This is a genomic window from Streptomyces ambofaciens ATCC 23877 (assembly GCF_001267885.1).
In the GTDB taxonomy this organism is placed as follows: Bacteria; Actinomycetota; Actinomycetes; order Streptomycetales; family Streptomycetaceae; genus Streptomyces; species Streptomyces ambofaciens.
Genome location: NZ_CP012382.1, coordinates 8,076,866 through 8,089,473, shown reverse-complemented (window position 1 = coordinate 8,089,473; position 12,608 = coordinate 8,076,866). Strand labels below are relative to the sequence as shown.

The 12,608-nt window shown below is 68.8% G+C and carries 11 protein-coding genes, 1 tRNA gene and 2 pseudogenes; 8 read left to right on the top strand and 6 right to left on the bottom strand.

Going from position 1 to position 12,608, the window contains the following annotated elements; translation table 11 throughout:
• Positions 1-75 precede the first annotated feature (75 nt).
• Together SAM23877_RS35155 and SAM23877_RS42245 are read left to right on the top strand one after the other, a co-directional pair.
• On the top strand, positions 76-1,170 hold the full coding sequence (locus tag SAM23877_RS35155) for an IS630 family transposase (RefSeq protein ID WP_053141926.1): 1,095 nt from the start codon (positions 76-78) through the stop codon (positions 1,168-1,170).
• Positions 1,171-1,231: 61 nt separating this feature from the next.
• Positions 1,232-2,298 (top strand): IS630 family transposase gene (locus SAM23877_RS42245; RefSeq protein ID WP_425314744.1). Its coding sequence is split into 2 segments (ribosomal slippage): positions 1,232-1,675 and positions 1,678-2,298, totalling 1,065 coding nucleotides; the frame shifts between segments, so codons are not numbered across the junction.
• Positions 2,299-2,374: 76 nt separating this feature from the next.
• On the opposite strand, the pseudogene SAM23877_RS41610 reads toward SAM23877_RS42245, so the two are convergent.
• Positions 2,375-2,464, bottom strand: a pseudogene (locus tag SAM23877_RS41610) (IS5 family transposase); the annotation flags it as partial.
• Positions 2,465-2,907: 443 nt separating this feature from the next.
• On the opposite strand from SAM23877_RS41610, the gene SAM23877_RS35140 reads away from it, so the two are divergent.
• A complete protein-coding gene (locus SAM23877_RS35140) occupies positions 2,908-4,011 on the top strand; it encodes a COG1361 family protein (protein ID WP_053141924.1) in 1,104 nt (367 codons plus the stop codon).
• On the opposite strand, the gene SAM23877_RS35135 is transcribed toward SAM23877_RS35140, so the two are convergent.
• Together SAM23877_RS35135 and SAM23877_RS38615 are read right to left on the bottom strand one after the other, a co-directional pair.
• Positions 4,008-5,099 carry an IS630 family transposase gene (locus SAM23877_RS35135; RefSeq protein ID WP_053141922.1) on the bottom strand — a complete coding sequence of 364 codons (1,092 nt, stop codon included), beginning with the start codon at positions 5,097-5,099 and terminating at the stop codon, positions 4,008-4,010. The two genes, SAM23877_RS35140 and SAM23877_RS35135, sit on opposite strands and share 4 nt — an antisense overlap.
• A 43-nt stretch (positions 5,100-5,142) precedes the next feature.
• Complete coding sequence (locus SAM23877_RS38615; RefSeq protein ID WP_079030609.1) at positions 5,143-5,667, bottom strand: hypothetical protein; 525 nt, start codon at positions 5,665-5,667, stop codon at positions 5,143-5,145.
• 452 nt (positions 5,668-6,119) lie between these two features.
• On the opposite strand from SAM23877_RS38615, the gene SAM23877_RS35125 reads away from it, so the two are divergent.
• From SAM23877_RS35125 to SAM23877_RS39860, 3 genes are all read left to right on the top strand, one after another.
• Positions 6,120-6,320, top strand: a complete 201-nt coding sequence (locus SAM23877_RS35125; RefSeq protein ID WP_053141918.1) for a cold-shock protein — start codon at positions 6,120-6,122, stop codon at positions 6,318-6,320.
• A gap of 14 nt (positions 6,321-6,334) precedes the next feature.
• Positions 6,335-6,408, top strand: a tRNA-Met gene (locus SAM23877_RS35120).
• A 440-nt stretch (positions 6,409-6,848) separates the two neighbouring features.
• On the top strand, positions 6,849-7,040 hold the full coding sequence (locus tag SAM23877_RS39860) for a hypothetical protein (protein WP_159042047.1): 192 nt from the start codon (positions 6,849-6,851) through the stop codon (positions 7,038-7,040).
• 1,122 nt (positions 7,041-8,162) lie between these two features.
• Here SAM23877_RS39860 and SAM23877_RS42240 read toward each other — a convergent pair.
• Positions 8,163-8,278 (bottom strand): annotated as a pseudogene (locus SAM23877_RS42240) (MerR family transcriptional regulator); the annotation flags it as partial.
• A 125-nt stretch (positions 8,279-8,403) separates the two neighbouring features.
• On the opposite strand from SAM23877_RS42240, the gene SAM23877_RS40775 reads away from it, so the two are divergent.
• A complete protein-coding gene (locus SAM23877_RS40775; protein ID WP_159042046.1) occupies positions 8,404-9,273 on the top strand; it encodes a GNAT family N-acetyltransferase in 870 nt (289 codons plus the stop codon).
• A gap of 476 nt (positions 9,274-9,749) precedes the next feature.
• A complete protein-coding gene (locus SAM23877_RS35110) occupies positions 9,750-11,303 on the top strand; it encodes an alpha/beta hydrolase (protein ID WP_053141916.1) in 1,554 nt (517 codons plus the stop codon).
• A gap of 46 nt (positions 11,304-11,349) precedes the next feature.
• Here SAM23877_RS35110 and SAM23877_RS35105 read toward each other — a convergent pair whose 3' ends face one another.
• Together SAM23877_RS35105 and SAM23877_RS35100 are read right to left on the bottom strand one after the other, a co-directional pair.
• Positions 11,350-11,877, bottom strand: a complete 528-nt coding sequence (locus SAM23877_RS35105) for a hypothetical protein (protein WP_244903046.1) — start codon at positions 11,875-11,877, stop codon at positions 11,350-11,352.
• A gap of 43 nt (positions 11,878-11,920) precedes the next feature.
• Positions 11,921-12,604 (bottom strand): NADPH-dependent F420 reductase, encoded by a 684-nt coding sequence (locus SAM23877_RS35100; protein ID WP_053141914.1) that lies wholly within the window; start codon positions 12,602-12,604, stop codon positions 11,921-11,923.
• Between the last annotated feature and the right edge of the window lie 4 nt (positions 12,605-12,608).

Sequence of the window (12,608 nt, the reverse complement as noted above, 5' to 3'; positions counted from 1 at the left end):
GTCACAACCAGCCACTTTCGATAAGGCCCTAGTCTTCTGAGTCAGGAGTTCTGTTCAGATTTGTAGGGTTGCCTGGTGGCGCGTACTGAGCGGCCGAAGGCCGAGTTGATCCTGTCGGATGAGGAACGGGCTGCGCTGGAGGGGTGGGTACGGCGCCGTTCCACCCCGCAGGCGTGGGCTCTGCGGTGCCGGATCATCTTGGCCTGCGCGACTGGCGCGTCCAACAAGGACGTGGCCGCACAGCTCGGTTCGACACCGCATGCGGTGGGCCGCTGGCGGAAGCGGTTCGTCGAGCACCGGGTCGCCGGGCTGGGTGACATGCCGCGGTCTGGCGGGCCCCGAACGGTCACCGACGAGCAGGTCGCCGCGGTGGTGAAGCGGACGCTGGAGACCGCACCGAAGAACGCCACGCACTGGTCGACGCGGGCGATGGCCACGGAGATGGGTCTGTCGCAGTCGACCGTGTCGCGGATCTGGCGGGCCTTCGGCCTGCAGCCGCACCGCACCGAGACGTTCAGGCTGTCGACCGACCCGTACTTCGTCGACAAGGTCCACGACGTGGTCGGCCTCTATCTGGACCCGCCCGAGCGGGCCTTGGTGTTCTGTGTCGACGAGAAGTCGCAGATCCAGGCCCTGGACCGGTCCCAGCCGGTGCTGCCGATGATGCCCGGCGTCCCGCAGCGGGTCACCCACGACTACGTGCGCGCGGGCACCACCACGTTGTTCGCCGCACTGGAGGTGGCCACGGGGAAGGTGATCGGCTCCCTGCACCGCCGGCACCGTGCCGAGGAGTTCAAGAAGTTCCTGATCAAACTCGACCCGGAGATACCGGCGGACCTGGACGTGCACCTGGTGCTGGACAACTACGCCACCCACAAGACCCCAGCCATCAAGACCTGGCTACTGGCCCACCCACGCTTCCACCTGCACTTCACGCCCACCGGCTCGTCCTGGCTCAACCTGGTCGAGCGGTGGTTCGCCGAGCTGACGAACAAGCAGATACGGCGAGGCGTCCACAGAAGCGTCCAGGCGCTGGAGAAGGACATCCGGACCTGGATCGCCGCATGGAACACCGATCCCAAGCCCTACGTCTGGACGAAGACCGCAGACGAGATCCTCGAACGCCTCGCCAGCTATTTGAACAGAATTCCTGACTCAGAAGACTACTGAGGTTGAACTCGTGGTGTCGTAGGTGCTGACGGCTCGTGGTCGGCTGCGGTATCACCGGGGCATGCGGTATCCACAAGGGGGCGGGCTGACCCCCGAACGACAGCATTCTCGCGAGGAGTTACGGCTCCAGGCGGCCGAGGGGTTCGCCCGGGGTAAGGCGAGTTCGGTGATCGCCAAGGACCTGCGGGTCAGTGTCCGGTCGGTGCAGCGATGGCGGCGGACGTGGGACGAGGGCGGTCCGCGGGCTCTGAGGTCGCAGGGACCCGCGTCGTTGCCGAGGCTGAGTGAGAAGCAGTTCGCGCAGTTGGAAGCGGAGCTGGCCAGGGGGCCGGCCGCGCACGGCTGGGAGGACCAGCGCTGGACCCTGAGCCGTGTGAAGACCGTGATCGGCCGGCGCTTCCACCTGACCTACACGATCCAGGGCGTGCGCAAGCTCCTGATCCGCAACGGCTGGTCCTGCCAGGTCCCGGCCCGACGCGCCATGGAGCGCAACGACGACGCGGTTGCCGGGTGGGTCAAGGAGGTGTGGCCCTGCGCGGAAGACTCGCGGCGGCCCGTGGAGCCTGGCTCGTGTTCGAGGACGAAGCCGGATTCTCCATGACGCCGCCGCAGGCGAAGACCTGGTCACAGCGCGGACGGACCCCTGTGGTGCGGGTCCGCGGCCGCTCCCGCAGGCGGATATCCATCGCCGCGCTGACCTGCTACAAACCCGGCCACCGCTCGAGGCTGATCTACCGGCCGCGCCGGGACGAGGGGCAGCGCGACGGACGCAAGAGCTTCTCCTGGCGCGACTACCGGGACCTGCTGACCGCCGCCCACCAGCAACTCGGCGGCCCGATCGTCCTCGTCTGGGACAACCTCAACGTCCACAAAGCCGCCGACCTGCGGGAATGGGCGGAAGCCCGGGACTGGTTGACCATCTACTACCTGCCGCCCTACGCACCCGACCTCAACCCCGTTGAAGGGATCTGGTCCCTCCTGCGACGCGGCTGGCTCTCCAACGTCGCCTTCTCCACTCCCGAACACCTTGTCCAGCGCATCCGACACGGACTGCGGCACATCCAGTACCGCAGCCACCTCATAGACGGCTGCCTCGCCGAGACCGGCCTGACCATCAGACCCGCCTGACCCGGCGCGACATCACGAGTTCAACCTCAGTAGTTCCTGCGGCGCCTGTTGGTGCCGCCCCTTTTCAGCCGGTGGCGGCGGCGTGCTGGTGGGCGCGGACGATGGTGGAGTCGATCTGGACCAGCCAGTCGATGTCGCCGGCCGCGTCGGCGTGGGCCTGGATGTGCTACGGCATCCAGTGGCAGTACGAACCCGAGACGATCACCCTGGACTCCGGTGCCCATTACCGCCCCGATCTCCGGCTGCCCAAACTCGGCACGGCATGTCCCTTGCCGTGGTGTAGGCGATCAGTCGTCCGACGTCGCGGGTAGGACAAGTGACATGACCGACGTCCACGTTGACGATTGCAGTCGGGTCCGGGGACAGGAGCTGACCGAGATTGACGCGTTCGTCATACGCGATGGCCACTGCGGCGATCTCGGAGTCGGTCAGGTCTGGAAATCGATATGCGGGGGGGGGAGAGATTCTTCAGGCACTTGAGTCGGCGATGCAGGGCCGCGGGTGTGCGGGACCGGTGAGGGCCAGGTCGGCGGACTCGCGGTCCCGCCTGCGAGGGCCATCTCACCGGCAGCTGCACACAACTTCCGGCGCCTTCCGGGAGTCTTCCTCGTGAATGCTGATGAGCAACAGTGCGAGGAGGACACCCGGGTGGACCGGAGACGGGGACTCATTCAGAGGGTCGCGGTGGTTTGCGGTCTTGTCGGCGCTCTGATGGCGGTCGGGCCGCTGACGGCGCGGGCCGACACAGGCCCGGTGGACGCCGCCGTGGCGCTGGAACTTGACCGCCCGCAGGTAGCGCCTGGCAACACCATCGACGTCGTGGCGCGCGTGTGGATGAAGACGGGCTCGGTCAAACCGCTCTTCTTCCTGGTGCACCTGCCCAAGGGCTTGACGTTCGTGCCGGAAGAGCCGGAGACGGTCGGTGATGGCCCGCCGCTCTGCACGGCGGCGTCCGCCGACTTGCGTGAGGTCAAATGCCATGCCGCCCAGCCCGACTACAAGTTCGGGGAGGCGAGGGTACGGGTCAGAGCCGCGGCCGGTGCGCCTGAGGGGACCCGTCTGACGATCACGGAGACAGCCGACATCGGTGACGCAGTGGACGCACACCCGCAGGACAACACCGCCAGCCTGACCGTACTCGTGAAATCGGGCGCCGACTGGACCCCGCAGTGGTCCAAGCCCACCACATCCGTCCAGCCCGGAGGGCAGGTCACCACGCGACTCTCGGTGACCAATCACGGCCGAGAACCCGACACGATGAGCGTGTTCCTCACCAGCTCACCTGGCCATGACCAGTGGCTACGGCGCGCCGGAGGCAACGAGCTCGCCAACTGCTTGCCAGGGGACGATGTAGGCGAGTGGTGCGACGTACAGGACACCGTGGCCCCGGGCGGCACCTTCACCCTGACGCTCCGCTACGCAGTCGCCCCCGAGGCACGCGGGAGCACCCTGCGCCTTTCCGCCAGAGTGCTGTCCGAGCATCCGGGGACAGAAGCGAACCTGGACGACAATACGGCGACACTCACCCTCCAGGTCGCGGACAAGGCGGAGCCCAGCGGCACCCCGGCGGCACATCCGACCCATGCCGCGTCCAGGCCGGGACTCGCCGCGACGGGCGCGGCCGGCACCCAGTCCCTCCTCCTCGCCGCCGCAGGGGCCGCTGCGACGGGAGGCGCGACGCTCTTCCTCACCAACAGGCGCCGCAGGAACTAGTCTTCTGAGTCAGGAATTCTGTTCAAATAGCTGGCGAGGCGTTCGAGGATCTCGTCTGCGGTCTTCGTCCAGACGTAGGGCTTGGGATCGGTGTTCCATGCGGCGATCCAGGTCCGGATGTCCTTCTCCAGCGCCTGGACGCTTCTGTGGACGCCTCGCCGTATCTGCTTGTTCGTCAGCTCGGCGAACCACCGCTCGACCAGGTTGAGCCAGGACGAGCCGGTGGGCGTGAAGTGCAGGTGGAAGCGTGGGTGGGCCAGTAGCCAGGTCTTGATGGCTGGGGTCTTGTGGGTGGCGTAGTTGTCCAGCACCAGGTGCACGTCCAGGTCCGCCGGTATCTCCGGGTCGAGTTTGATCAGGAACTTCTTGAACTCCTCGGCACGGTGCCGGCGGTGCAGGGAGCCGATCACCTTCCCCGTGGCCACCTCCAGTGCGGCGAACAACGTGGTGGTGCCCGCGCGCACGTAGTCGTGGGTGACCCGCTGCGGGACGCCGGGCATCATCGGCAGCACCGGCTGGGACCGGTCCAGGGCCTGGATCTGCGACTTCTCGTCGACACAGAACACCAAGGCCCGCTCGGGCGGGTCCAGATAGAGGCCGACCACGTCGTGGACCTTGTCGACGAAGTACGGGTCGGTCGACAGCCTGAACGTCTCGGTGCGGTGCGGCTGCAGGCCGAAGGCCCGCCAGATCCGCGACACGGTCGACTGCGACAGACCCATCTCCGTGGCCATCGCCCGCGTCGACCAGTGCGTGGCGTTCTTCGGTGCGGTCTCCAGCGTCCGCTTCACCACCGCGGCGACCTGCTCGTCGGTGACCGTTCGGGGCCCGCCAGACCGCGGCATGTCACCCAGCCCGGCGACCCGGTGCTCGACGAACCGCTTCCGCCAGCGGCCCACCGCATGCGGTGTCGAACCGAGCTGTGCGGCCACGTCCTTGTTGGACGCGCCAGTCGCGCAGGCCAAGATGATCCGGCACCGCAGAGCCCACGCCTGCGGGGTGGAACGGCGCCGTACCCACCCCTCCAGCGCAGCCCGTTCCTCATCCGACAGGATCAACTCGGCCTTCGGCCGCTCAGTACGCGCCACCAGGCAACCCTACAAATCTGAACAGAACTCCTGACTCAGAAGACTAGCTGACCTGCTGCAATTCCCAGTAGTGCGGCTCGATGGGGACCCGCCTTACCACGACACGACCGGTCACCTCAGGAATGTCGACTACCTTCCCCCACGAGTCGGATCGATCGCCGGGGGTGTGCTCGATGTCGGCCCACACCACGCTGCCGGGCCCAGCCGAGCCGAAGGACACGGTCCACTCGGCGTACTTGTCGGCGCAGGAATCATTGACGCTCACCCTGTGGTCCGTGTTCACTCCCAGGCAGGTGCGCGGGTTCGAGCCTGGTGTCGATACTTCCATCGTCCCGTTGGGGCGCTTTCGCACCTGCCAGTTCGCCGAGGTCGACGCGCTCTCCGCGCAGGCGCCCAACCCGACCGAGCCGATGCTCGCGTGCGATTTGGGCCAGACCAGGCATTTGCCGTCCTGGAGGGCAGCGAACCTGTAGACGCCGTCCACGACCGGTGCGGCGTGGGCGGGTTGTGCGAGTGCCGCAGTGGCCGCAGCCGCGGCGGCCAAGACTGCGATGACGCGTGAACGCATAGGGAGGGGCTCCTCGGAACAGCCTGGTCACGCCGATCACTGGCGCAGACGCGGTCGATGCACGCTCCTCAGGGGATGGCGGCGGTCCCAATCTTGGACTACCGGCCCGCTCGAGAGCAGCCCGCACCAGCCGCTGCCACCCGTCTGACCGAGCCGCGTCACCCGATGGCGTGACGGCTTGCCGTCGTCGGCTTCAGCCCGACCGCCAGCCGCGTCTCCGGACCGAGCTGCCACGACCAGTTGGCCCAGCAGGTTCCGTCCCGCTCACTCAAGAGGCCAGCTGGCTCATCATGACTCGCGCCGCTGCTCGGCCCCAGAAGGGAGGCGTGTCCTCCGGCCCACAACACACCGCGCCGTCCACGGGGTAGAACGGCTACCGGTCGCCCTTCCGTGACGGAAAGCATCACCGACAGGCCAACCCAGAACGTCCGGCGATGCCGAAGGACAGACACATGGCCAGCGGCACCATGAACGCCGAGAGGGGCTTCGGCTTCACCTCCCAGGATGGCGGCGGACCGGACGTCTTCGTGCGCTACTTCAGCTTCAGCATCTCCGGCAGCGGGTTCCGTGAGCTGAGCAAGGGTGGGCAGGTCTTCTTCGACGCCGCGGCTGACCCGGCAGTTGCGCGCCTCCCCGCCACAGCCACCGTGTAGAGTGAACCTACCGACGCGGGGTGGAGCAGCTCGGTAGCTCGCTGGGCTCATAACCCAGAGGTCGCAGGTTCAAATCCTGTCCCCGCTACTGACCGAAGGGCCGGGACTCCGTCCGGGCCCCTCGCCCTGTCTGGACCCTGCACCGTAAAGGCAGTCCCCTGCGCCCGACAGCAGGACTTTCTCAGAAGGCTCTGCCGGCGTCGCTGCCGGGATCGCCGACTTGGAGTCGTCCATCGTAAGGTCCGGCTCGGGCAGAAGGCCGCCACGGACAGACGAAGCGAACAGCAACGTTGTTGTTGTCCCGACATTCGAACGTTCCAAAGCTCTCGATCACCCAGCGTGCTTGCGCAGGCACGGCCGTGCCAGGAGCGGTGGGCGCCCGAACAGGAGCGAGGAGACCTAACCTGCGGAAGCGGCCCGAGGAAGTCTCCTCGGGCCACAGTTCGAAACCTGGATAAGCTTTCGCGGCTGGCCCTGTGCCAGCGTTTAGCCGGGCCGGCGCGGCCCGTGACGGATCAGGGGGACCAGATGACCACCACAAAGACCTCAAGCTCGGCAGCACCCGTGCCCGGCCAGCCTCTGGGCGCCCCTGGCGCCCTCTTCAGCGACGCGGCGTCCGCGGTGACGAGGGCCGGCGCGACCCGACAGCTGCCGCGACCACTGGACACCCTGACCTGGCAGGAGCCTCCCGCTCTGGAGAACGCGGACGACGACGCGTAGTCACCGCGCGGCGGCAGGGACCCACGTCGCCTATCGAAGCCCAACTCTTCGATGGCACCGCCGTGCTGAACGCGATCCGCAGCGTTGCGTACCGGACCCCTCCGTCCCGACCAGCCCCGTCACTGGCACCGCTCCGGTGAGGGAGGAATCCGGGCGAGCCGTCTCGGTCACACCACCAGGTCACTAGCGGCTCGGAGGGGCCGACTGCAGCACCGTGCAGTCGGAATCCCACTGCGGAAGGCCCTCCGGAATGTTGCTCAGTGTGCGCTCCGTGCAATTCGGTGGAGCGTCCCTGCGCCGTTACCGCTACACACGGCATCCGGTACGCGCCGGCGCGCCCGGTCGGCGTCTACCGGATGTCGTCCCGCGACTCGGCCCGTCACCCACTGGGGTGAATACGCGCAGGGGCCGCCTCCACCCGGGCCGGCGTCCCGGAAGAGCACGCGAGGACCGTTCCCCCGTGGTCCTCGCCGCCCCGGCCAACTGCTCCAGAGGCTCCCCCTGGCCGGGGCGGTCACTGCGGGTGCCGAGCCCGCTTCTTTCCATGCCACCTCAACCGCCTACCGGCTCTCGCCCTTCGCCTGCTCGATCGCAGCTGAGTGGTGGCGGAGTCGCCGGGCGGTGTTTCGCCGATCTCGGGGACGACTTCGCGGCGGCGTGAGAGAAGGCGATCCGGGCGTGGCGCGGGCCGTGTTGTCGAGTCATCCGGTCACGATCAGGCGCTGGCGGGCCGACAAGGCGAGGTGGGTCTCACGCAGTCCTTTCACGGCGTGCAGTACTCCGCCGAGGGTGAGCTGTTGGCGGCGACGGACTGCGGCCCGCCGTAGTCACAGGTCGCAAGGGAGAGTGGCGACGGACGCGCGCTGCCGAGGCCGAAGGCCGCGAGGGAGGACGGCGCCCCGCGGCGGCAGCCGAGAAGACTGGCGACATCCGCACCGTGCACCGTTGCCCACCTCGCCCGCATCCCCCACCTGGAAGGACCAACGCCAGCCAGTGCCGCGGACACCGCAGGCCATCATCGCCCCAGCAGACGGCCTTCAGGCAGGTTGCCGGGGGTGTGCTCCCCTACAGCCGCGGAGCGCCGGAAGATGCGGCTGATGACGGTCTCGCGAGTGCCGGTGAGTCGCGCACTTCATCGCAGCCGGGGCCGAGTTCGGCGAGTCGGCGCACTCTGGCGAGCAGGACGGCGTTGCGGGAGCTGCAACGACCCGGTCCCCGTTGGGACGCCGCTCCGGTTCGCGGGGTTGTTCAGGCTGCGGCGGCCTTCGGGCGTCCAGGGAGGGCAGCGAACGAAGGACCACGAGCCGTGTCCGGTTGCTGGACCCCGGCACAGTCCCCTTTCCAGCGCCTCTACACTGCGCGGGTGATCAACGACCTTCCTGCTGGACTGGCCGCCCGGCACCCCAGGGCCGAGGATCACCCGCGGGTGCTGGCCGTGCTGGACAGGTGGTGGGGCGGACTCAAGGGCGAGGCAGGGGCAGTCGAACGTGCACTGCTGCTTCCGCGCCTGTACTTCCAGCACTTCACCACCACCAGTTTTCTCATCGAGCGCTCCGACGGAGAACTCGCCGCGTTCCTTGTCGGTTTCTTCTCGCAGACCGAACCGGACGTCGCCTATGTGCACTTCGTCGGCGTCGACCCGGCGCAGCACGGACAAGGAGTCGGACGCGCCCTCTACCGGGCCTTCTTCGCCCTCGTGCGGGCCCACGGCCGCCGGTATGTCCACTGCATCACCAGCCCGGAGAACACCGCGTCACAGGCCTTCCACGCCCGCCTCGGGTTCATCGCCGCACCCACCCAGCGGGACTACGACGGCCCCGGACTCGATCGGGTGGCCTTCGCCGTCGACCTGGGCCGGGACCCGGACCGGCCCACCCGTCGTCGGCTCCGGGTGCTGGACGCGGTCTTGGCCCTGGAGCACCGCCGGGAGCTCGGCGAGCCGGGCAGCGACGACTGGCTCGCGCTGGTACGGGCGCCGGAAGGGCTGACGGTGATCCGTCCTGCGGACAGTTCGGTGTCCCCGGCCGATCGCTGGATCGCGCTGTACGACGCCGATCCGAACCACGGACTCGACGAGCCGGGCCTGCTGGCCGCCGTCCTCGCGCCGTTGGCCTGCGCCGCAATTCCGGTGTTCACCTGCTCGACCTACCATGCCGACCTGATACTTGTCCCCGAACAGCGTCATGCCCAGGCGCTGACTGTTCTGCGCTCGGCCGGATACGAGATCGGCTGACCCGTGCCGCTGGGTTGGCCCCAGGCGGTCGGCGGGTGACCGCTTTTGAAGCGGGCGCCCTTGCCGACGAGGACGGCGAGGACGGCGTGGGAGCGCGGTGATCGCACCCCGGCAGGCCAGGGCGGACTCGGCGAGCTCGACCAGGGTGTGGGAGCCCGTTTACCGCGGCTGTCGCCGCACCGGCGGCCCGGTCGGCGGACAAGGCCCGTCCGCCAGCCGTGGCATCGGCAGGAGAAGGGAAGGGCCGACTTCAAGCTCCCCAGGTGTTGCGCGGCCCTCCCTGGCCTGGGCAGGACTACCCGTCAGGCCCGCCCGCACACCCCGCCCACGGCGCCGCCCGGCTGTGGCCGACGGCCCGCGGGTGGCAGCTGCTGTCGGGGGCGGCTTGTACTGTGCACTCATTCGACGATCGGACGATCACGAACACGGGCATGCGGGCACGGGGCGGGCGTCCAGGGGCGGGAGCGGGGATTTCGATGAGTGACGCACATCCGATACGAAGCCGCAGACCGGGCCTCTCGACCGGCGCGCGGATCATCGCCGGGGTCGTCCTCCTCGTGATCGGAGCCGTCGGTGCCTGGCTCCAGCACGATGCTCCCGGCCGGAGTGCGCAGCCGCGTACGGAGTTCACCGCGGACAACCCGCCCACCGGTCTCCCCCCTGCGCTCACCACCGGCCAGCATCTCGACTGGTCCGGTTGCACCTCTGTGCCCACCGCACGCGCGGATTACGAGTGCGCCACCATGAAGACCCCCCTCGACTACCAGAAGCCGGAGGGCAGGACGATCGAGGTCGCCCTGATCCGCCGCAGGGCCACCGGCCCGAACGACCGGCGTATCGGCTCGCTCGTCCTCAACTTCGGCGGCCCCGGCGTGTCCGGCGTGCAGGGACTGCCTGAACACCTCGACCAGTACAAGCCGCTCCTGGACCGCTACGACCTGATCTCCTTCGATCCGCGTGGCGTCGGCGCGACCATTCCCGTGCGCTGCGGGAAGACCGCGGACGACACCGGCTACGCCGGGGCCGACGCCTGCGCCGAGCGCTCCGGGGCGTTCCTCCCGTATATCGGCACCTCGCACACCGCGCGCGATCTCGACCTGATGCGCTACCTCCTCGGCGACGAGCGGCTGCACTACTTCGGCGTCTCCTACGGAACGGCGCTCGGCGCGGTCTACGCCCACCTGTATCCCTCGCACGTCGGGCGGCTCGTCCTGGAAGCTCCCGTCGATCCGACCGAGGACCTCAGCGAGGAGCAGGTGTCGCAGGTCAAGGCGGTCCAGGCGGCGTTCGACCGGTTCGCTGCACACTGCGCGGCCCGTATCCGCCACTGCCCGACCGGCGACGGGCCCGAGGAAGCCGCCCGGCGCATGGCGCGGCTGGCCGACCGCCTGGAGAAGAAGCCCGCCCCGGCCGGCGACGGAAGCAGCCTGGACGCCGACGACCTCGCGCTCAGCGTGGGCGACCATCTCGTCCTCGGCACGGACGGCTGGTCGCCCCTGGCCAAGGCCCTCACCGCGCTGATCGACCACAACGACGGCGGTCCGCTGAGCAACGGCGCGGCCGACATGGGTTCCGCCGACCGCACGAAGACCCCACCCGACATCAGCCACGTCGCCCAGACCGCGATCACCTGCGCGGACTCCAGCCTGCGCCCCGACGTCGAACGCCTCGCCCGGGACGAGGCCCGCGTCAAGGCCGCCTCGCCCGTCTTCGGCGAGGCATGGTCCACCGGTGTCTACCTCTGTTACGACTGGCCGTTCGAAGGCGAGCGCGTCACGCCCCAGGTGAACGCCGACGGCGCGGCCCCGGTCCTGGTGGTCGGCGGCACCGGCGACCCGACCACCCCGTATCCCGGTGCCCGCCACATGGCCCGCGCCCTGGGCGAGGGTGTCGGCGTGCTCCTGACGGCCGAGGAGGAGGGCCACGGCACATACCCGCAGAACCGCTGCGTCATGGAGGCGGTCGACACCTACCTCCGCACGGGCCGCACCCCGGCTGCGGGGACGGTGTGCCGGGGCAGCATGTCCTGAGTGAGCGTTTGATTCTCGGCGGAGGTTTTGATGCTCTGGCTGTCGATCAGGCAGGCGCCGGGTTCGCTGGTGCGGCCTTCGGTGTAGCTGTGGACGTCGGCCCGGGCACCGGAGGGGTTGTAGAAGTAGATGGTGTCCTCGTCGTTGGTCCAGCTATCCGCCACGCGAGGCTCTGCGCGTCGTCCGGGTCCGACCAGGCGATGAAGCCTGGCTCGCTGTCGGACAGAAATCCCTCGACGACCGGACCGAGGCCGTCGGAAGCCACGTAGGTATCGCTGAACGGCAACGCATCCGGGGGCACAGAACCGGTCGAGCACCGGAGCTGTCCTGCCTGTTTGTCGTGCCACACGTAGAACGTCGCCACCCCGGAGAAGCCCCGATCGCGAATGCGTTCCCGGATGGCAGCAGCGGTCCGCTCGAAGGCAGCCACCACCTCGGCGACGGACAAGAAACTCCTGTCCTCGGCAACCGTACCCAGCGACCAGGTGTTGGTCTCCCACTCCACTCGCCGGTCAGTCGGCTCCAGCGCCAGAGGCTCGTCCGTCACCTCAGCGATCCACGTCAACAACACCACAGCAGTATCCCTGCACGGCTCGACCCGGTGACACTGAGAATCCCTAACGGAAAGCCCCCGTGTCGCCTTCCGATTCCTGGTGGCTCGGTCCGGCCGCGTATGCCAGCGGAGGAGCGATCGCCTGGGCATCCGCTCCCTCGCCGACCCACAGCGCGATGAACAGCGCGGCGGTCGCTTCCACGAGTCCCGCCCGTTCGATACCGCCGCCAGCCACGGGTTCACAGCCCACGTCTCGCACCAACTCGCGTACACGCGCGAGGGCTGTCTCGTCATCCCCGCAGACCGGCACGGCCAGTGGTCGCCCGTCGAAGACGGGCGGCCGCATGCGCCACACGTCCTCGTGGCAGAGGTTGAAAGCCTTGACCACGTGGGCCCCCGGTGCCGCCGCTGCCAGTTGCTGCGCGGCCGAGGGTCCTCCTTCCGTCAGCAGCCGGAAGCCCGGCCCGACCGGGTTGGAGCAGTCGAGCAGCACCTTGCCCTCCAGGGCCGCGCGCAGCTCCCGTGCCACGTCTGCTCCTGCCCCGAAGGGCAGCGCGACCAACACCACCTGACCGGACTCGGCCGCCGCGCGCAGACTGGCAGGCTTCGCGCTGCCTCCGATGCGCATCGCGAGCCGCTCCGCCCTGTGTGCGTCCCGTCCCCCGATGATCACCTCGTGCCCGGCCCGCACCCAGTGGGTGGCGAGCGCGTCGGCCATGTTGCCCGTTCCCAGTACACCGATTCTCATCACG